Origin of the sequence: Bacteroides sp. 3_1_23 (assembly GCF_000162555.1) — a bacterium.
In the GTDB taxonomy this organism is placed as follows: Bacteria; Bacteroidota; Bacteroidia; order Bacteroidales; family Bacteroidaceae; genus Bacteroides; species Bacteroides ovatus.
This window is the reverse complement of the sequence record NZ_GG774954.1, coordinates 231057-251329: the sequence shown is the minus strand read 5'-3', so window position 1 is coordinate 251329 and position 20273 is coordinate 231057. Positions and strand designations below refer to the sequence as shown.

Sequence of the window (20273 nt, the reverse complement as noted above, 5' to 3'; positions counted from 1 at the left end):
TAGTTCGGTTCGGATTTTTTATTTGTAGTCATCTCAAATGCGATTATTAAGATTCAACTTCCGGGGTAATCAGCTTATAGCCTTTTCCGTGGATATTGATAATCTCGATAGAATCATCTTCTTTCAGATGCTTACGTAGTTTCGTGATATACACGTCCATACTACGGGCATTGAAATAGTTATCGTCGATCCAGATCGTTTTCAAAGCAAAGTCACGTTGCAAAATCTCATTTGCATGCGCACAAAGCAATCCGAGCAGTTCAGATTCTTTGGTAGTCAGTTTAGTCTGTTTGCCTTCTGACGACAGAATTTGTTTCTGTGTATCGAAAGTAAACTTACCAATCTTATAGATATTGCTTTCTTTGTTCTTCTTTCCACGAACACGTCTCAAGATTGCTTCAATTCTGAACGTCAATTCTTCCATACTAAACGGTTTGGTGATATAATCATCCGCACCGATTTTAAATCCTTCCAGGATATCTTCTTTCAGCGTTTTAGCAGTCAGGAAGATAATAGGAATTTCAGCATTTGCTGCACGGACATCCTGTGCCAGTGTGAAGCCGTCTTTTTTAGGCATCATTACGTCAAACACGCACAAGTCATATTTATTCTTCAAGAAAGCCTTATAACCGGCTTCTCCATCAGGATATAACTCAGCAGAATAACCTTTTGCCTGTAGATATTCTCTTAAAAGCATGCCAAGATTTTCGTCATCCTCGCATAATAAAATACGCAGTTTCTCGTCCATATCAATTATTTTTTAATAAAGGTAATGCAATAATAAATTTAGTTCCCACGTTCAGGTCGCTTTCCGCCCGGATGGTTCCCTTATGATCCAATATAATTTTTCTCACATAAGCCAATCCCAGTCCAAAGCCCTTCACATCGTGCAGATTACCCGTATGTACACGATAGAACTTTTCAAATATCTTTTTCAGGTTCTCCTTTTTGATACCAATACCGTTATCCTGTATCGAAATCATCAGTTTACCCGACTCATTCCACGTTCTCACTTTCAGTTCCAGATCCTCTTCCGGTTTCTTATATTTCACCGCGTTATCCATCAGATTAAAGATTACATTCGTGATATGCATCTCATCTGCAAATATAACAGGATCGGTGGCCTCAAGGTTCGATGTTATCTTACCATTATACCGTTCCACTTTCAGCGCAAAGGTATTGACAACTCCTGAAATTAATTCATTCGCATCAATCTCCTTCATCTTCAAAGTTGCCTTCTGACGTTCGAACATCGACATCTGGAGCACCTTTTCCACCTGGAAGCGCAAGCGCTTGGTTTCATCATTAATCACTCCCGATATATGCTGGAACATCTGCGGAGATTTTCCCACCGCGGGATCTTTCAACATCTGCGCTGCCAATGAAATGGTAGATATCGGTGTTTTAAATTCGTGCGTCATATTATTGATAAAGTCATTCTTCATTTCCGTCAGTTTCTTTTGCCGGAATACGATATAAATCGTAAAGATGAATGTCACTAACAATACCAGCGTAAATATCAACGACGGAATCATGAAACTAATTGAGTCAAAGATATAATCTTTCTTACCAGGAAAGTGCACTTTCAATATGCTCATTTTTGCAGGCGGATCATTCTTGAACAATGCCTGCTGATAAGCGTCCTCACTTCCCTTTGCCTCATAATCCGCACAACGATAGACTTCCCTACCGTCTTTGTCAATCACCGTAAAGTGATAAGGCAAGTCTATACTATTATTATATAAGCTCGATTTCAGATAGTCATCCAGTTCTTTGAACCGTACTCTGTCTCCAATCGATTTGTCACTTCCCCGATAAATCATCTGCCAGGCCACTTCATCGAGTAACGCCCGTTGATACATATACCGATTCTTGATGGCTTCCACTAATGAACGCGAAGTTTCCGGAATAGTCTTTGTTCCCCTGTAAGGAGAAATCATAGCCTTTGGAAGCTCGGAGGGCTTGGTGGTCATCACTTTCAGCTCAAAATCCGAATATACCTTTCCATCCTTAGACTTCACCGTGAACCGTTGCGTTTGCTGAATCAAGTTGTCTTGTTGTATGGAAGCGTTATTCGCAATCAGTGCTTTTCTTTCCGCTTCTGAAATATCTTCGATCAACCAACGTCTGGTCTCTGCATATTCCACATCCTTGGAAACCTGATCCAGGCTATTGCGTACAGCCGAATCAAACTGTTCCTTACGGGTTTTCATCATTTCCTCAATATAACTAACCTGCAAATACAGCAGGCTAAGGAAGGAAAGCCCCATTACAATACCTAATATCCAAATTGTTGACTTCTTCATAGCAACAAAATTAACACTCCCTAATTAACACTCCTAATGCATTAACTTGATTTAACCGGAACTTCCCGGAAATTAACCGTAAGGAGCTATTTAGGTTGTATTCTGATTACTACAACAACAAAACCCCTCCTTTGGTTTGCAAATTTAATAAAAAATTAAATCTTTTCCTTGCGTTTTTCTATCTTTATTAATCATAGTTAAACAAAAACTGTCCCCTTTTACTTAAAAAAGGGAACAGTTTTAACGTTTAAGTTGATAGTTTATAACCAACAGATAGTAAATAGCGAATTTTCAATCAACTATCACATATCATTTATCAACTATCATTTATCTTTATTCTTCTACTTGCTTAGCCTCAAAGTCTTTCATCAACTTATCCTGAACATCTGCCGGAACAAGCTCATAACTAGAGAACTTCATAATAAACGAAGCACGTCCGCCGGTGAGTGAGCTAAGAGCTGTAGAGTAGGACGACATTTCTTTCAAAGGAACTTTAGCAACCAGTTTCTCAAAACCTTTTTCGCTACTCATACCCATAATCATGGCACGACGTCCCTGAAGATCTCCCATCACATCTCCCATCCTATCAGACGGAACAAACACTTCCACATCATAAATCGGTTCCAGAATTTTCGGACCGGCGTTCTTGAAGGCTTCACTAAAGGCGTTACGTCCGGCAAGCATAAAGGAGATTTCATTAGAATCTACCGGGTGCATCTTACCATCGTAAACAATGACACGCACGTCACGAGCATACGAACCCGTCAACGGACCTTGCTCCATACGAGACATAATACCTTTCATAATAGCAGGCAGGAAGCGCGCATCGATAGAACCACCGACGATACTGTTGATAAACACCAGTTTACCACCCCATTCCAATGGTATTTCTTCCGTACCTCTCACGGTAATCTTAAATTCCTGTCCATTGAACTTATACGTATCGGGCACAGGCATACCTTCTTTATAAGGTTCTACAATCAGGTGAACTTCACCAAACTGACCGGCACCACCGGATTGTTTCTTATGACGATAATCGGCGCGAGCGGCTTTTGTAATCGTTTCACGATACGGAATCTTCGGTTCTTCGTACTTCACCGGCAGTTTTTCGTTATTTTCCAAACGCCATTTCAATGTACGAAGATGGAATTCTCCCTGTCCGTGTACCAAAGTCTGTTTCAACTCCTTTGACTGTTCGATCACCCAGGTAGGATCTTCCTCACGCATACGGTTCAGAATACTCATCATCTTTTCCACATCCGCTTCATTCACTGGCTTGATAGCACGGGTATATTTAGAATTCGGATATTTGATAAAGTTGAATTTATAGTCGCAATCCTTACCGTTCAGCGTATTACCGGTTTTCACATCTTTCAGTTTCACAGCAGCACCGATATCACCGGCTTGCAGTTCTTCCACCTTGACGCGGTTACCACCGGCTACCACATAAATCTGCGCAATACGTTCTTTCGAACCACGGTCGGCATTCAGCAAATCGTCTCCTTCATGAACTTTACCGCTCATCACTTTGAAATAGGAAACTTCACCGATATGCGGCTCCACGCTGGTCTTGAAGAAATAAAGGGATTCCGGTCCGTTAGTATCCGGAGCCACTTCTTTACCTTCGGTATTCTGTACCTTCGGCATTTCAGAAACAAAAGGAACAACGTTACCCAAGAATTCCATCAAGCGGCGAACGCCCATATCCTTACCTCCACAAACGCAGAATACGGGGAACATACCTCTGGCGATCAATCCCTTACGGATACCTTCGCGCATTTCATCTTCTGTAAGAGAATCTTGTTCGAAGAATTTCTCCATCAGATTTTCATCATTCTCGGCAGCAGCTTCTACCAATGCTTTGTGCATCTCCATAGCCTTATCCATTTCTTCTGCCGGAATATCTTCGATAGTCGGAGCCCCTCCTTCGGGTTTCCACGAATATTTCTTCATCAACAGCACGTCAATCAGTGCATTAAAGCCCGGACCGGTAGCTATTGGATATTGGATAGGAACAACCTTAGAGCCATAAGCTTCTTTCAACTGTTCGAGGATATTATCATAATCGCATTTTTCATTATCAAGCTGGTTGACTAGAAAAATAACAGGTTTATTCAGCTTTTCTGTATAACGGAAGTGATTTTGTGTACCGACTTCGACGCCGTATTGGCCATTAAGAAGAATGATTGCTGTGTCGGTCACATTTAGTGCAGTTACTGTACTGCCTACGAAGTCGTCCGATCCCGGACAGTCAATAATATTAAGTTTTTTGTTATTCCATTCTACATGGAGAACGGTGGAGAAAACGGAGTAACCATACTCTTGTTCAACAGGGAAATAATCGCTAACAGTGTTTTTTGCGGCAACAGATCCGCGACGTTTTATAACACCACTCTCGAAAAGCATCGCTTCCACGAGAGTGGTTTTCCCAGAGCCAGAACTTCCCAACAAGGCAATGTTCTTGATTTCATTAGTCTGATATACTTTCATAATATATAAGATTTTAGTAATTACTCAGTATGTTTCTCACATACCATTAATTTTGTGATGCGCAAATTAGGGATTAATTGGGGGAAAAGCAACACTTATGACGGTGTTACTAAACAATGTTATGTAACACATCTTTAACATAAACATTTTTTGCTTGCTCATAATTTAATTTCTATACGAACCGCCATTCAATAGTATATATGCATATAATATTTAGACTGCACAAACGGATTGTCCAACACCCGGGTCTCAGGCATACCGACACCCGGGTGTTGATAGTGCTGACACCCGGGTGTCAATACCAATGAGACCCGGGTGTCAGACAACTTATCTATGCAACGCCTCATAAGAATGATTTCAGTCAATAAGATTTTTTGTTATATCTGATAATAATCTTACTTTTACAGCCACTAAACTCAAACGGCACAACTATGGCAGGTATCTATCTTCATATTCCTTTTTGTAAAACACGGTGCATCTACTGCGATTTCTACTCGACCACCCGTAGCGAGCTCAAAACCCGTTATGTACGAGCACTTTGCCGGGAGTTAGCCATGCGGAAAGACTACCTGAAAGGAGAAGATATAGAAACCGTTTATTTCGGTGGCGGAACCCCGTCTCAATTGGAAAAAGAAGATTTCGAACAGATATTTGATACGATCCGGACACATTACGGATTAAGCCATTGCCAGGAAATCACATTGGAAGCCAATCCCGACGACCTGACAAGTGAATATCTGAAAATGCTTTCTTCGCTCCCTTTCAATCGTATCAGCATGGGAATACAGACTTTTGACGATCCCACTCTCAAACTATTGAAACGCCGTCACAATGCCCATACAGCTATCGAAGCTGTTCACAGATGTCGGGAAGCCGGTTTTCAAAATATAAGCATCGATCTTATCTACGGATTACCGGGAGAAAACAAGGAACGATGGGAAAACGATCTTCGTCAGGCTATCAGTCTGAACGTGGAACATATTTCCGCTTATCATCTGATTTACGAGGAAGATACACCTATATATAATATGTTAAAACAACATCAGATATCGGAGGTGGACGAAGATTCCAGTTTAGATTTTTTCACGTTACTGATAGAGCATCTGCAGAAAGCGGGATTTGAACATTATGAAATTTCGAATTTCTGCCGTCCGGGCAAGTACTCTCGTCACAACAGTTCCTACTGGAAAGGAATACCTTATCTGGGGTGCGGACCGTCGGCACATTCCTTTGACGGGATGACACGGGAATGGAATGTTTCTTCCATCGATACATATATAAAAGGTATAGAGGAAAACAGCCGTGCTTTCGAAATAGAGTATCTGGATCAGACGACCCGCTACAATGAATTTATTATCACTACCATACGTACTGTATGGGGAACGCCTATAGAAAAGCTGAAACAGATGTTCGGCAATGAGATGTGGGAGTATTGCCAGAGAATGGCTGCGCCTTATCTGAAAAATGGGAAACTGGAAGAACACGATGGAGCCTTACGCTTGACTCGTGAAGGTATTTTCATCTCCGACAGTATAATGAGTGATTTACTTTGGGTAGACTAACCAAACAAACAAAAAGCCGATGACCGAATCAGAAGTAAGAAAGTTATTGCGGCAAATGAAAGAACTGGATTCGCAAACAGCTTTCCGGGACTTTTACAACATGACTTACGATCGCCTCTTCCGCATAGCCTACTACTATGTGAAGCAGGAAGAATGGTCGCAGGAAATCGTTCTCGACGTATTTCTGAAACTATGGAAACAGCGTAGCAATTTACTTGATGTGAGAAACATTGAAGATTATTGTTTCATTCTCGTCAAGAATGCTTCGCTCAATTATCTGGAAAAAGAATCAAAACACACTTACATTCATCCTGATTCTCTGCCTGAGCCACAGGAACAGAGCTATTCACCGGAAGAATCACTCATCAGTGAAGAATTATTTGCTCTTTACGTAAAGGCACTCGACCGGCTTCCGGAACGTTGCAGGGAAGTATTCATTCGCATCCGCGAAGAAAAACAAAGTTATGCACAAGTAGCGGAAGAATTAGGTATCAGCATGAATACAGTGGATGCACAACTTCAGAAAGCAATCACACGACTCAAAGAAATGATTAGCCGGGCAGAAATAGATTAACAATTATTTAGAAAAAGAGCGTAGGGAGTTTCTGTCACCCTCCGGTCTTTATCAACAAATAAATCAATCACTAAAAAAGACAGAAAAATGAAAAAGCTAAATGACGCAAACATTGGAATCCTTGTTCTTCTATCAACTTGCCTGTGCCTGTTCTCATGCAACAATGACAACGACAATTTGCCCAAAGACTATGCAGGATTCGAACATTCGAAGGAAACAGTAGAATGTGAAGGAAACAAATCAGAGTGTGAATTGGAAATTAAAATTGTGGCGATGGAGAAAGCGAAAGAAGACCGGACGGTAGTACTTGCCGCACCTCCTCCGGTAACAGGGCAAGCAGCAGTCATACAACTGACGGAAAAGAAAGTAATCATCAAAGCGGGTAAGAAGTCGGCTACGACTATCATTAAAATCTATCCCAAACAGATGGTATTGAATAAACAGAATGTCACTTTATCCTGCACTCCCCAATGGAAAGAAGGAGGAATCAGCAAACTGACCATTCTGTTGAAACGAAAATAATGAATCAAGAGTAATACAGAAAAAAATATGAAACACACCGATACGGAATTAGAAGAAATACTGAATCAGCTCATTGCTTCCACGCGTTCACCGCGAGGGCGTTTTTCAGCAGCAGCCAGTTACTCGGAACTAGAAAAAAGACTGAAGTCGCATACCCGGCATCTGACTTTGATACGCACCTTCTCGGCAGCAGCAGTAGCTCTACTTTGCCTATCGGTATGGACAGCTTATTTATATATGCAACCTGCTGCAATACAAACGATTTCCACTCTGGCAGAGACACGTACTGTCCGCCTCCCTGATGGTAGTTCCGTCATGCTCAACCATTATTCTTCGCTTTCTTATCCGGAAAAGTTCCAATCGGACAAACGGGAAGTGGAGCTAAATGGAGAAGCCTATTTTGAAGTAAGCAAGGACCCAAAACATCCGTTTATCGTGCAGACTGAAACGATTGACGTTCAGGTGCTGGGAACCCATTTCAATGTAGATGCATATCATGACAATCCGGATGTAAAGACAACGTTATTGTCCGGCTCGGTAGCAGTCAGCAATAAAAGTAAATCTGTTCGTATGATTTTGAAGCCTAACGAGATTGCTATATATAATAAGGTAGAAGAAAAACTCACCCGCAAGGTTTTAGAGAATGCAGAAGATGAAATTTCCTGGCGACAGGGAGAGTTTATATTCGACGACCTGCCTTTACAGGAGATTGCCCGCGAACTGTCCAACTCATTCGGAGCGACGATCCAGATAGCCGATACAACTTTGCAAAATTACCGGATCACAGCACGATTCCGCGATGGAGAAGATCTGGCAACTATTTTATCTGTATTACATAATGCCGGTTATTTCAACTACTCACAAAACAATAAACAGATTATTATCACTGCTAAACCAGACTAAGATGAATATAATATTCCAAGGTCGCTTCCCTGTCAGAACCATTGTTCTGATAGGGGTAGCACTCCTTATCACCACTCAAATATATGCACAAAATGCGGAAGCCCGGCTTTCGCTGACACTACGAAACGCCACACTAAAAGAATTCGTCAAGCGGATTGAAAACTCAACCGGATATTCTTTTATCTATGGCGAGGAAATTATCATCAAACATAAAATCAATTTGCAGGTAAAGGATAAGCCATTGCGTGAAATACTTGACCTCGTATTCAAGAATGAGCAGATCAGTTATCAGTTCACCGGCCGCCATATTCTACTGCAAAAGAAAAAAGAATCAAAAACCGTAGGCCGTAAGTTCACTATCAGCGGATATGTCACGGATGGAACGTCTTCCGAGACGTTGATTGGAACCAATATCATTGAGAGTCATCAGAATCAAGGAACAACCACCAATCCTTACGGTTTTTACAGCATCACTTTGCCCGAAGGAGAAACCGAACTGCGTTTCTCCTATCTGGGTTATGCCACAGAAGCGCATCATTTTACGCTCTCACAAGATACATTGCTGAATATCCGTATGCAGGGAAACACGCAGTTGCAAGAGGTAGTGATCGTTTCCGATAAAACTGAAACGGGCACCGTAGCTACCCAGATGGGCTCTATCGAAATTCCGATGACACAGATTAAAAATACGCCGAGCATACTGGGAGAAGCAGATGTCATGAAAGCCATCCAGCTGATGCCTGGCGTACAGGCAGGAGTAGACGGTTCAGCCGGACTGTATATACGCGGCGGCAGTCCGGACCAGAATCTTATTCTACTGGATGGAACTCCTGTATACAACGTAGACCACATGTTCGGATTCTTTTCGGTTTTTACTCCGGAGGCCGTCAAAAAGGTAACACTATTCAAAAGCTCCTTTCCGGCACGTTTCGGCGGACGTCTTTCTTCCGTCATTGATGTCCGCACCAATGACGGAGACATGCAGAAATACCACGGTACGCTTAGTATCGGATTACTAACCAGCAAAATCAATCTGGAAGGCCCGATTGTGAAAGGAAAAACCTCTTTCAACATTTCCGCCAGACGTTCGTATGTCGATCTCATCGCCAAGCCATTTATGCCGAATGATGAAGAATATGGTTATTACTTTTATGACATCAATGCCAAAATCAATCATAAATTCTCCGACCGGAGCCGTATCTATCTAAGCGTTTACAATGGAAAAGATCATTTTGCCGCCAATTATGATGGAGATACCGACTCCAAGGATGGAAGCACAATGAATTGGGGAAATACCATTGTTTCCGCCAGATGGAACTATATATTCAACAACCGTCTGTTCAGCAACACAACCGTCTCTTACAACAACTATTTATTCGACGTCAACTCATACAACAACAATAAATATGCTAACAGTATGGGAGCTTCGATAATCAACCGATATTCAGCCGATTATCGTTCTGGGATCAATGACTGGAGCTATCAGATTGATTTCGATTATAACCCGTCTCCCACACACCACATTAAATTTGGTACAGGATATATCTATCATCGGTTTCGTCCGGAGGTCATGACATCCAAAATCTCCGAGAAAACAGGAGACAAAGTAGATCGCGACACCACTTACCACAGCATCGCCAACAGCCGGATTTACGGGCATGAGCTATCGGCTTATCTGGAAGACAACATCAAGGTAAATGACCGTCTGCGTCTGAATCTCGGATTACACTTCTCCTTGTTTCAGGTACAGAAGCAGAGTTATTTTTCTTTGCAGCCACGAGTTTCCGCCCGTTATCAACTAGGGAAAGACGTAACTCTGAAAGCCTCTTATACACAAATGAGCCAATACGTACATCTGTTATCATCCATGCCAATCGCAATGCCTACGGACTTATGGGTTCCCGTGACTAAAAAAATCAAACCGATGCGCTCTCACCAATATTCATTAGGCGGATACTATACGGGAATCGAGGGATGGGAATTCTCGGTAGAAGGCTATTATAAAGATATGTATAATGTATTGGAGTATAAGGAGGGAGTCAGCTTCTTCGGTTCTTCTGCCGGTTGGGAAAATAAAGTGGAAATGGGCAAGGGACGTTCGGCAGGTATTGAGTTTATGGCACAGAAGACACTTGGAAGAACGACGGGATGGCTGTCCTACACTTTGTCCAAAAGTGATCGTCAGTTTGCCAAAGGCGGTATCAACAACGGTGAACGGTTTCCATATAAATATGACCGAAGACACAATATCAACCTGACAATCAACCATAAGTTCAACGAACGTATCGACATCGGTGCTTCCTGGGTGTTTTATACAGGTGGAACAAGTACAATCCCTGAAGAGAAAACCGCTGTCATCCGTCCTAGCGATGGCACAAACAACGGATTTGGAGGAGGATATGGATATGGAGATTATTTTGATTCAGGCATAACTTCACCCACCATCGGAGAAGCTTCGTATGTGGAGCATCGTAATAATTACCGGTTACCAGCCAGTCACCGGTTGAATGTGGGAGTCAATTTCAACAAAAAGACCAAACATGGTATGCGTACCTGGAATATCAGTCTGTATAATGCATATAATGCGATGAATCCTACCTTCGTATATCGCAGCACCAGCAAAAACGATCCCTACAAACCGATTATCAAGAAGTATACTATACTTCCATTAATTCCATCATTCACTTACACTTATAAATTCTAAACCCATTATGAGAACTCGTATATATTATCCATTTATCCTGTTAATAGCATTACTGACAACAGTATCTTGCGAAAACGAACTCCCGTTTAGTGTAAAGGACAATCCCCCCAAACTAGTGATGAACGCACTAATCAACGCAGATAGTCTGACCAATGTTCTTTACCTCAATTTCACGGGAAGAGGATACGCCACTCATGCAGAAAAAGCCACCGTGGAAGTACGTGTTAACGGACAGTTGTCAGAAAGTTTACGTCCGCTCCCACCCCAGGCGGAAGGAGATATGCAATGCCGCTTCAATATTTCCGGCAAGTTCTCTCCCGGAGATGTAGTACGTATCGACGCTCTCACTGACGACGGGCAGTATCACGCATGGGCTGAAGTTACCGTTCCACAGCGTCCCAACGAAATAACTGATATCGATACGGTCACTGTTCCACTGACACAGTATTATTATACACAGAATTATCTCCGATATAAAATCAACATCAAAGATCGCCCCAACGAAAATAACTTCTATCGACTTATCATGGATAAGCAAATGACAGTGAAAGACTATAATAATGAAATAGGCGAATATGTCACTCAAACCACACACCGTTATCATTTTATATCTCGCGAAGATGTTGTGTTGACAGACGGACAGCCTACCAACAGCGATGACGAAGATAATGGCATGTTCGACACTGTAAAGAATATATATGGGGTGTTTGACGACTCACGATTCAAAAATACATCTTATACCATGACAGTTTACAACCAGACAAATGTTGAGGGGCTTTCCAAATATGGAACGAATGTAAAGATGGATATTATTGTGCGTCTGTTAAGCATTACAGAAACCGAATATTACTATCTGAAAGCACTCAACCTGGCAGATTCCGACGCTTATGATGAGACAATAAACGAACCAATCAAATATCCCAGCAATGTGCACGGAGGGGTCGGGATTGTCGGGATCAGTACGGAGACAAGCAAAATCATTCATATAGAAAAGCCATGGATATGAAAACTCATCACCTACTATTTATACTCATCGCATTACCGCTGTTCTGTTCCTGCCGAAGCAGCCGGAGTATGCTAAGGGAGATACAAGCCTTAAAATCCAGCTTGTATTACGAGCTCACTTCTCCTATCTATCAGGAGAAAGCAGATCAAACCGTATATCTGGACTTCATCGACTACTCCAACATGGATTATTACACCAGCGTGAAACGCAAAAAGTCTGCATATATTCCGCTACTGCTATATAACTATGAGGGTGAGCTTTTCCATCTTCGGTTAGGAGAGTCTTCTCTCACCCAACTCTATCGGGAATTTCTGACGGAGGCACTGCTTACCGAATGTAACAGTAGCACCTGCTGTCATCTGATAGATAATCAGAAAGGAAAAATGATTCCCGATTCCGCCTATCGGCTGGAAGTAAAAATCAGAAAGAATGAGACGTGTGCCAGAATCAAACTCAACCAGTCAAGTATCCCTTGGTTTGAGGGAGAAATGTTGGAGGTTGTCAATAACAAAATTCGCCCGGCAGCTTCCAGTCTTGCCATTTCTATCCGCCTCACTCAAAAGGAAGATTGCCTACTTGATAAAACCTACTCTACAGAATATCAGCAAACTACCAAAGCGCAAAGATTCGAAGATTCACCGTCCGCCAATGCCGCTTGCCTGGATGATATGACCGAATGTTTGTCAATGGCTACGAAAGAAATCGTGGAGGAGATTAGTCGGGATATACATTTAATACTATCTTTGCAGCCAAAAAGCAGACACTAACTATGTTTATCATTATTGGAATTATGCTGACAGGCATGCTTCTTGGCTACTTGTTGCGCAGTAAAAGACTATCATGGATACACAAGATAATAACTCTTCTTATATGGATTCTCCTCTTTCTTCTCGGAATAGATGTAGGAGGTAACGAATCTATTATCAAAGGTTTGCATACTCTCGGACTGGAAGCTATTATCATCACTGTAGCTGCCGTTGCAGGAAGTACGTTATGTGCCTGGGGATTATGGTACCTATTATATAGATGGAATAGAGGAAAGGAGACAAAAGCATGAAAGGTAGTTTGATTATCGTCTCTTTCTTCATTATCGGTATTCTTTGCGGAGTTTATCATCTTATTCCATACGACTTCACCGACAGCAAGCTCAGTTACTATGCCCTCTGCGGACTCATGTTCTGCGTAGGCATCAGTATCGGCAACGATCCGAATACTTTGAAGAGTTTTCGCTCCCTGAATCCGCGGCTTGTATTCCTTCCCATCATGACGATCATTGGCACATTAGCAGGTTGCGCCGTAGCAGGAGCCTTTATGAGCCAACGAGGTCCTTTAGACTGTATGGCAGTCGGAGCCGGATTTGGCTATTATTCACTTTCCAGCATTTTCATTACCGAATACAAAGGTCCCGAATTGGGAACTATTGCGTTACTTTCCAATATCATGCGTGAAATCATCGCTTTGCTGTGTGCGCCATTATTAGTGAAGTATTTCGGAAAGCTAGCCCCTATTTCTGTTGGTGGAGCCACTACAATGGATACCACTCTTCCTATTATTACCCGATATTCGGGAAAAGAATTTGTAATCATTTCCATTTTCCATGGTTTTGTTGTTGATTTCAGTGTTCCTTTCCTAGTCACGTTCCTTTGCTCAATATCATTTTAATAGGAATAAATCCTAAAAAGCAGATTATTTCCACTATCGTTTTCGCACACGTATTACAAATATGTTTCATAAAGAACCGTTTTTGTATCAAAAAGCATATCATCTCTTGACTTACATCAAGAAATGAGGCTAAATAGAATCTTTTCCTTTTCTTTATTTTTATGCTATAAAACATATTCTTATATTTGCATAGGTAAAAAGAAAAAACTAAGTGCTTAGACTAATTTTCAATAGGTATTAGATTTGTTTTTAGGAATAGTTTTTAGGTATAACAATTAAAAAAGTAGGTATTATGAAACGTTTAGGATTAACATTAGTGGTAGCGCTCTGCCTTGCTGCTACAACATTTGCAGCCGGAAATCAACCTACAACTGCAAAATGGGAAGGTAACATCAATGTTAGTAAATTAGGTAAATATTTGAACTTGAATTCAGTTCAGAGTGAAGAGGTTGCAAACATCTGCGATTATTTCTCCGAACAGATGTCAAGAGCCACAACAGCAAAGAAAGATAAAGAAGCTAAATTGCGTAACGCTGTTTATGGTAACTTGAAGCTGATGAGAAAGACTCTTAGTGCTGAACAGTATGCCAAGTATGCCGCATTGATGAACATCACTTTACAGAATAAAGGTATTGAACTGAATAAGTAAAATGAGTAATATGCAAAAGAGAGAGAGGGTGGAAGCCAGTTTGGGCTTCCACTTTTTTTATCCCATTATTTAATAGTCACCATCGTAGCTCCAAATCCATATTCCTGGAAAGAAGCATCCTGATAACGGCAATTACTATATTTCCGTTTCAATTCATCAACGATAGCTTTCCGAAGCACACCATCTCCTTTGCCGTGAATAAAGACAATCTTCTGCTCACGTTTGTTCTTATAGACTTCCATCACTTCGCGAAACTTATCCAATTGATAGTTCAGTATTTCAGCATTACCCATTCCTTGAGTATCATCCAGTAGAGAGTCGATATGAAGATCTATTTCAACAATCTCACTCTTTCCACCATGAGCATGATTCGGTTTCACAATAGGTTGTGATCTGGGCTTATCTACAGATTTCTTCTGCAGCAAAGCCTCTTGAAGTTCTTCTGCCGAAACATATACTTGCTTGGTAGGCATATCATCTTTCACAATGTCATAAATCAACGCCGGTTCTTCGAAGAAATCAGAATCGCTAAAGGTATGAAGTTTATAGAACTTCACAGTATCAATCCGTATTTCCACACTGACAGCCGGTTTGATAGCCGCAGGCTTACCATCTTTGAAAGCAATCAACTGAACGGCCACCCGCTCCATATCATTCAGTACATCTTTTGTAAACTCCTCTAACAGCAATTTCGTATTAGGTTCCACCAACCCGTGCGAACGGTTCTTCCAGGCTTTTCCTTCTGCACTCAAATAAGTGTAATACAAATAATAATTGCTATCATTTACCAAATAAGTCTCGAAAGGAGTAGTCATCATAGCCTTTGCATCTTCAGGCACATAAGCCAGAAATACATTCAGCGTATCTCCCCCCTTCACTTCCGGCTGGCGTTGAATGACGGGCATCTCCGGTTTTACCGGTTTAGCAGGTCCCTCTTGTTTCGGAGCAGAAGAAGTCGGTTTACGCTTCAAATTATAGTCATCCGTTTCAATCACTACACACTCACGTATCGGCATCGGAATATCAAATCCATCCGCATCTTCCACCAACACAAAATCCTTTCCCTGGAATCCAGTGACGATTCCACCGCCTACCTCACTAAGAAAGCGTACTTTATCTCCTATTTTCATTATTGTATATCCAATTAAAATTCAAACTCAAAAAAACGAGTAACAAAGATAGAGATTTCTATGAAATTAAATGGAGATTCGGTTCTAAAAACAAACCGTCTGCCTTTATTCTTCTTTTTATTGTAACTTTGCATACGAAATATCAAACAGATGATCTAAAATTCACCATTAACGACGAAAACCGATGAAAGAACTTATTAAAGTCATTGCTTTTGATGCAGACGATACCTTGTGGAGCAATGAACCTTTTTTCCAGGAAATAGAGAAACAATATACAGACCTATTAAAGCCTTATGGCACTTCTGAAGATATTTCAGCCGCTTTATTTCAAACAGAAATGAATAATCTGAAATATCTCGGCTATGGAGCCAAAGCCTTCACCATTTCTATGGTAGAGACAGCTTTGCATGTGAGTGGACAAAAGATTTCAGGTACAGACATCCAACATATTATTGAATTAGGCAAATCATTACTGAAAATGCCTATTGAACTATTGCCGGGAGTAAAAGAAACGCTTAAAGTGTTGAAAGAGAAGGGTAAATACAAATTAGTAGTTGCCACTAAAGGAGACTTACTCGATCAGGAGAATAAGCTGGAACGTTCCGGATTAGCCTCTTATTTCGATCACATTGAAGTGATGTCCGATAAAACAGAGAAAGAATATCAACGAATGTTGAATATCTTACAGATTGCTCCTTCCGAATTTGTCATGATTGGCAATTCTCTGAAATCGGACATTCAACCTGTTCTATCGCTGGGAGGATATGGCATACATATTCCTTTTGAAGTGATGTGGAAACATGAAGTAGTAGACACATTCACACATGACCATCTGAAACAGGTGAAAAGATTTGATGAGTTGCTGCTTTTGTTTTAAATAAGTTCTGTTCTTTCTTCAGATAAGCTTCAAATCTGAAGAAAGAAATCAGTAAACAATGCCATCTTATTGAATTACAAATCCAACAGTTTCATCAATTCAGCAGCCCGACACGCTTCTATCGAATTACCGACAGAGAGTTTCTCCAAAATATTCTGGCGGTGTCGATTGACTGTATTCACACTAATATAAAGGGCAGCTGCAATTTCTTTACTAGATAGTCCTTTACGTATACAGCGAAGTATTTCCTTTTCGCGTTCGGATAGGATATTGCGATGTTCTTCCGAAAGAAAGAGCATTTCGACTTCTCCACGTTCCATATGGGTAATAGTGGGATATATCCCCTGCTCCGTTCGTTGATCTGCAGACAAGATATAAAGACAAAAAATCAACCATACACTTCCGGAAGGAGTATTTTCCATAATCTGCACTAAATTATCAATATACTGATAGACTCCTTTCTCATTCATCATACGTATTCTGCATCTTCCCCGGTACTTCAACCGTTCTTCGGAAGACATCGAAAAGGTCTTCTGAAAAAACTGATACTCCAATAACCGCTTTTCTACCAAGTCTTCAGGATGAATACGCCGATAAATACAATCTTCATCCATAGAATCAATCACACTTAAAGCAGCTTCTTCGGGAGTCAACCCTAGAAAATGCGCCCAAGGATGAACGGCAATGTAACTTTTCCTATTCGAAAGATCTGAAATAACAGCACATCCACCATTAATCTCCGTCAATGAATGAATAAAGCGTTGATGTTGCTCTACAACTCCATTGTCCAATATTTCATCGGCTATCAGTTGTGTCGCATAAACTTCATCTATTTCCTTTTGTAATACGTCCATCTTATAAAATGGTTATTATTCAGTATTGTTGCACACGGAGGTATGACCTATCTTTGCACCACAAAGATAAAGATAATCAAATTAGAAATGATCATGAAACATTTAAAAATCAAAATCATGTCAATAGCCTTTATGGCAGTAGCAACTTCTTCTATGGCACAAAGTTTGAATAAGATGAACTGGCTGAACGAGCCTCAACAGTGGGAAATAAAAGATAGCAAAACCTTAGTGATGGATGTTCCTGCAAAAACAGACTTTTGGAGGATTTCTCATTATGGATTCACAGTGGACGACGGACCTTTCTATTATGCGACTTATGGTGGAGAATTTGAAGCCAAAGTAAAGATAACCGGCAACTATGTCACCACCTTTGACCAAATGGGATTAATGCTGCGCATCGACCATGAGAACTGGATAAAAGCAGGTGTGGAATACGTTGATGGCAAACAGAATGTAAGTGCCGTAGTTACACACCGAACCAGTGACTGGAGTGTAGTACAATTGCCGGATGCTCCCCGCTCTATATGGATAAAAGCAGTCCGTCGCCTGGATGCAGTAGGAATATTTTTCTCACGTGATGATAAAGAATATATTATGATGCGCACTTGTTGGTTACAAGATAATTGTCCTGTCATGGTAGGATTAATGGGAGCTTGTCCGGACGAGAAAGGGTTCACCGCTACATTCGAAGAATTTAAAGTGACTCCATTAGCCGATCAACGAAGACTGGAATGGGCAAAAAGGCAAATAAACAAATAAAAATCAGTCCTGATGCTATTTATTTAAATAGAGAGAAAGCTCTTTATAATATAAATATGGTAGTATATCTTACTTTAAATGTTCTATTTTTAATATGATGAGTATAAATAGCATCACACGGATTTCCTCTTCCAGCAGTTCTGTTGTATAAAATAATGCAAGAATATACAGTTCCAGAGGAGTTTTTTACATAAAAACAGTCAAAAGATACACTATAATAAACTTATTGACAATTGTTTCTTTAAAAGGAATAACCAGTTCCTTTTAAAGGAACGATTCATTGATCGGTGAGAAACACTTTATTCCTTTAAAAGGAGCATATAAAACTTTATTTTAAGTGCTATCCCAGAGCTAACCTACACCTGAAACAGCCAACACTCCACATATCAATTTGAGACAAAACAAAGGTAAGTTCTATACATCTATTCTATAAAAAATACAGACTAAAACAAATTGTCCCAAAACGCAATCGATTTATTTCTTTTCTAAATTCGAAAACAGCAAATCCTTCTCATTTTCAACTCATGCCTAAATATATCCTGCATATATGAAATTATACAACGATAAAATATACGTTTTCTCATATTATCGCCAAAACCGTATATACTTATCTTTCTCACGATCCAACGCACCTTCATCAACACAATCATCCAACCGGAACCATGAATGTTCTATCAATGAGCCTCTCTTTTTAACAGACTTATCCCAGTTTCCTATCACTTGTCCCTCATGAAGAACAATCGGATAAAACAGACCATTATTGGTAAATGCTTTCGAGTAATGCTCTTTAGGCAAAACGTCTGTCCGGTCTTTATAGCCAAGCAAATATTCATCATAAGAAGGAAGAAGATGCAAACTGCCGGTAACTTTTCCACGAGTCCGGCAATCTTCATGAATATACCATGTTTGTCCATTCCATTCTTCTGCCGTCAATTCCGAATCAATCAAATAAATAGCTTGACGTGCATCTGTAATAGGTAATCCCGACCACCAGACAAAATCTTGCAAAACAGCAGGAGCATGACTACGAAAATAGCTTCTAGCCAAACGAGCCAAAGATTCATCTTTGGTCAATTCCGGCATCGGCGGAACACGCTCTTCCAAAAGCGCATACGTACATTTACTTCCTTTATCTTCCCCACTACATACAATCCCCACCTGCTCCGCACGAGCCATAAAGCGGGTCATACGATGATTATCCGCTACAATCCCCGAACGGTTAAAATGCTCGGCAATCTCCTGCCTCGTCAAGCTTTTCTTCCCACAAAGAATTTTCTCCAACAGATTATGACTTTTCGTATAGAGTTCTTCAGAAATTTCCAAGTCATGCCCTTTCGCATAAGACTCATTAGCAGATATAATACGCCCGGCGGAAAGTTTCAACATCCACCGGATATCTTCTGCTGCTACGAGATGCCATGTCGGACGCATTACATGAGTCCGCAGAATTTCACCATCACGCAGTGCTTTTTCCACAGTTTGAATCGTTGCTGACTTCAAACGCATTCCTACTGCCCATTTCACCATGGAATAATTCTGTGCCTGCATGGCTCCCATCCAGGACACAAGTTCCTTGGGTTGAGAGAAAAGAGGACTTAATAACTGTTGGTTGAGTAAACGTATATTTGGTATTTTCATTTTAATTTATTGCCATTTTTATCAATATAAAACCAATCATCACTTTGCCAGGTCCAATGCTCCCCATAATCATCCAATGCCTTTTTTTCCCCAGTATAGGTCACTTCGGCCTTACCATCCTTGAAAGGGCAAACGAAAGCAAACTGTGGTTTGATGATAACATTCCCCAGTGTATCGGCAAACCCCATCAGCATCTCATCATTTATGATACGAAAAAGCCCTTCCTCTACATAATCCGGTCCATTATCAAAACTAAAGGCATAAAAAAGTTTTTCTCCTTTGTTATTAATAGTTGTCCATCCGGGTTTATGAGGTTCCATTACAAAACCGATATGCCGTATTGTATCACTTCCTCCATAATGATATTTACCAAAGGGAACAATCGTATCACCTTGCTCATTCAAATAACAGACAGAAGATCCTAATTCCGGATATTCAGTTGACATATAAGCAATAAGGACTGAATGATCCGACTGTTTTTGACCGTCCAAACAACCAGTCATAAAAATGCAAAACAAAAAGGCATACAAAGATTTTAGTTTCATGAGCTTATTATTAGTATATTGCAAATATAAAATTTCTTTCCATACGAATCATTGTTAATGATAAAAAGAATAAATAAGAAGATACAGATATT

Annotated in this window: 19 protein-coding genes; 12 read left to right on the top strand and 7 right to left on the bottom strand. The window is 40.6% G+C overall.

The window, feature by feature from the left end:
- Positions 1 to 46: 46 nt before the first annotated feature.
- From HMPREF9010_RS07845 to HMPREF9010_RS07855, 3 genes are all read right to left on the bottom strand, one after another.
- On the bottom strand, positions 47 to 748 hold the full coding sequence (locus HMPREF9010_RS07845; protein ID WP_004299326.1) for a response regulator transcription factor: 702 nt from the start codon (positions 746 to 748) through the stop codon (positions 47 to 49).
- A gap of 1 nt (position 749) precedes the next feature.
- The gene (locus HMPREF9010_RS07850; protein ID WP_004306607.1) at positions 750 to 2306 is read right to left on the bottom strand and encodes a sensor histidine kinase; all 1557 of its coding nucleotides are present in this window, start codon (positions 2304 to 2306) and stop codon (positions 750 to 752) included.
- A 333-nt stretch (positions 2307 to 2639) separates the two neighbouring features.
- Entirely contained in the window at positions 2640 to 4796 is a 2157-nt protein-coding gene (locus HMPREF9010_RS07855) for an elongation factor G (protein WP_004306606.1), read from the bottom strand.
- Positions 4797 to 5227: 431 nt separating this feature from the next.
- On the opposite strand from HMPREF9010_RS07855, the gene hemW reads away from it, so the two are divergent.
- The 10 genes from hemW (at position 5228) to HMPREF9010_RS07905 (ending at position 14378) form a co-directional block, all read left to right on the top strand.
- Entirely contained in the window at positions 5228 to 6358 is a 1131-nt protein-coding gene (gene hemW / locus HMPREF9010_RS07860; RefSeq protein ID WP_008650132.1) for a radical SAM family heme chaperone HemW, read from the top strand.
- A 19-nt stretch (positions 6359 to 6377) separates the two neighbouring features.
- The gene (locus HMPREF9010_RS07865; RefSeq protein ID WP_008650130.1) at positions 6378 to 6932 is read left to right on the top strand and encodes an RNA polymerase sigma-70 factor; all 555 of its coding nucleotides are present in this window, start codon (positions 6378 to 6380) and stop codon (positions 6930 to 6932) included.
- 87 nt (positions 6933 to 7019) lie between these two features.
- A complete protein-coding gene (locus HMPREF9010_RS07870; RefSeq protein WP_004299320.1) occupies positions 7020 to 7454 on the top strand; it encodes a hypothetical protein in 435 nt (144 codons plus the stop codon).
- A gap of 27 nt (positions 7455 to 7481) precedes the next feature.
- Positions 7482 to 8357 (top strand): FecR family protein, encoded by an 876-nt coding sequence (locus tag HMPREF9010_RS07875; protein WP_008650128.1) that lies wholly within the window; start codon positions 7482 to 7484, stop codon positions 8355 to 8357.
- Between the two features lies 1 nt (position 8358).
- Complete coding sequence (locus HMPREF9010_RS07880; RefSeq protein ID WP_008650126.1) at positions 8359 to 11061, top strand: TonB-dependent receptor; 2703 nt, start codon at positions 8359 to 8361, stop codon at positions 11059 to 11061.
- A gap of 7 nt (positions 11062 to 11068) precedes the next feature.
- On the top strand, positions 11069 to 12067 hold the full coding sequence (locus tag HMPREF9010_RS07885; protein ID WP_008650124.1) for a DUF4249 domain-containing protein: 999 nt from the start codon (positions 11069 to 11071) through the stop codon (positions 12065 to 12067).
- A complete protein-coding gene (locus HMPREF9010_RS07890) occupies positions 12064 to 12834 on the top strand; it encodes a hypothetical protein (RefSeq protein WP_008025024.1) in 771 nt (256 codons plus the stop codon). Before HMPREF9010_RS07885 ends, HMPREF9010_RS07890 begins: the two co-directional genes overlap by 4 nt.
- 2 nt (positions 12835 to 12836) lie before the next feature.
- The gene (locus HMPREF9010_RS07895) at positions 12837 to 13124 is read left to right on the top strand and encodes a LysO family transporter (RefSeq protein ID WP_008650120.1); all 288 of its coding nucleotides are present in this window, start codon (positions 12837 to 12839) and stop codon (positions 13122 to 13124) included.
- Positions 13121 to 13729 (top strand): lysine exporter LysO family protein, encoded by a 609-nt coding sequence (locus HMPREF9010_RS07900; protein WP_008650119.1) that lies wholly within the window; start codon positions 13121 to 13123, stop codon positions 13727 to 13729. The genes HMPREF9010_RS07895 and HMPREF9010_RS07900 overlap by 4 nt, the downstream gene beginning before the upstream one ends.
- Before the next feature lie 292 nt (positions 13730 to 14021).
- A complete protein-coding gene (locus HMPREF9010_RS07905; RefSeq protein ID WP_008650117.1) occupies positions 14022 to 14378 on the top strand; it encodes a hypothetical protein in 357 nt (118 codons plus the stop codon).
- Positions 14379 to 14443: 65 nt separating this feature from the next.
- Here HMPREF9010_RS07905 and HMPREF9010_RS07910 read toward each other — a convergent pair whose 3' ends face one another.
- Positions 14444 to 15508 carry a DUF2027 domain-containing protein gene (locus tag HMPREF9010_RS07910; protein WP_004306598.1) on the bottom strand — a complete coding sequence of 355 codons (1065 nt, stop codon included), beginning with the start codon at positions 15506 to 15508 and terminating at the stop codon, positions 14444 to 14446.
- 184 nt (positions 15509 to 15692) lie between these two features.
- On the opposite strand from HMPREF9010_RS07910, the gene HMPREF9010_RS07920 reads away from it, so the two are divergent.
- Complete coding sequence (locus HMPREF9010_RS07920) at positions 15693 to 16385, top strand: HAD family hydrolase (protein WP_004316267.1); 693 nt, start codon at positions 15693 to 15695, stop codon at positions 16383 to 16385.
- A gap of 74 nt (positions 16386 to 16459) precedes the next feature.
- Here HMPREF9010_RS07920 and HMPREF9010_RS07925 read toward each other — a convergent pair whose 3' ends face one another.
- Complete coding sequence (locus HMPREF9010_RS07925) at positions 16460 to 17239, bottom strand: response regulator transcription factor (RefSeq protein ID WP_008650115.1); 780 nt, start codon at positions 17237 to 17239, stop codon at positions 16460 to 16462.
- Between the two features lie 87 nt (positions 17240 to 17326).
- Here HMPREF9010_RS07925 and HMPREF9010_RS07930 point away from each other — a divergent pair, with 87 nt between their 5' ends.
- Entirely contained in the window at positions 17327 to 17998 is a 672-nt protein-coding gene (locus tag HMPREF9010_RS07930; RefSeq protein WP_008650114.1) for a DUF1349 domain-containing protein, read from the top strand.
- Between the two features lie 585 nt (positions 17999 to 18583).
- Here HMPREF9010_RS07930 and HMPREF9010_RS07935 read toward each other — a convergent pair.
- Entirely contained in the window at positions 18584 to 19636 is a 1053-nt protein-coding gene (locus tag HMPREF9010_RS07935; RefSeq protein WP_008650113.1) for a winged helix DNA-binding domain-containing protein, read from the bottom strand.
- Positions 19633 to 20181: a WG repeat-containing protein gene (locus HMPREF9010_RS07940; protein WP_008650112.1), complete on the bottom strand. Its 549-nt coding sequence runs from the start codon at positions 20179 to 20181 to the stop codon at positions 19633 to 19635. Before HMPREF9010_RS07940 ends, HMPREF9010_RS07935 begins: the two co-directional genes overlap by 4 nt.
- Positions 20182 to 20273 lie beyond the last annotated feature (92 nt).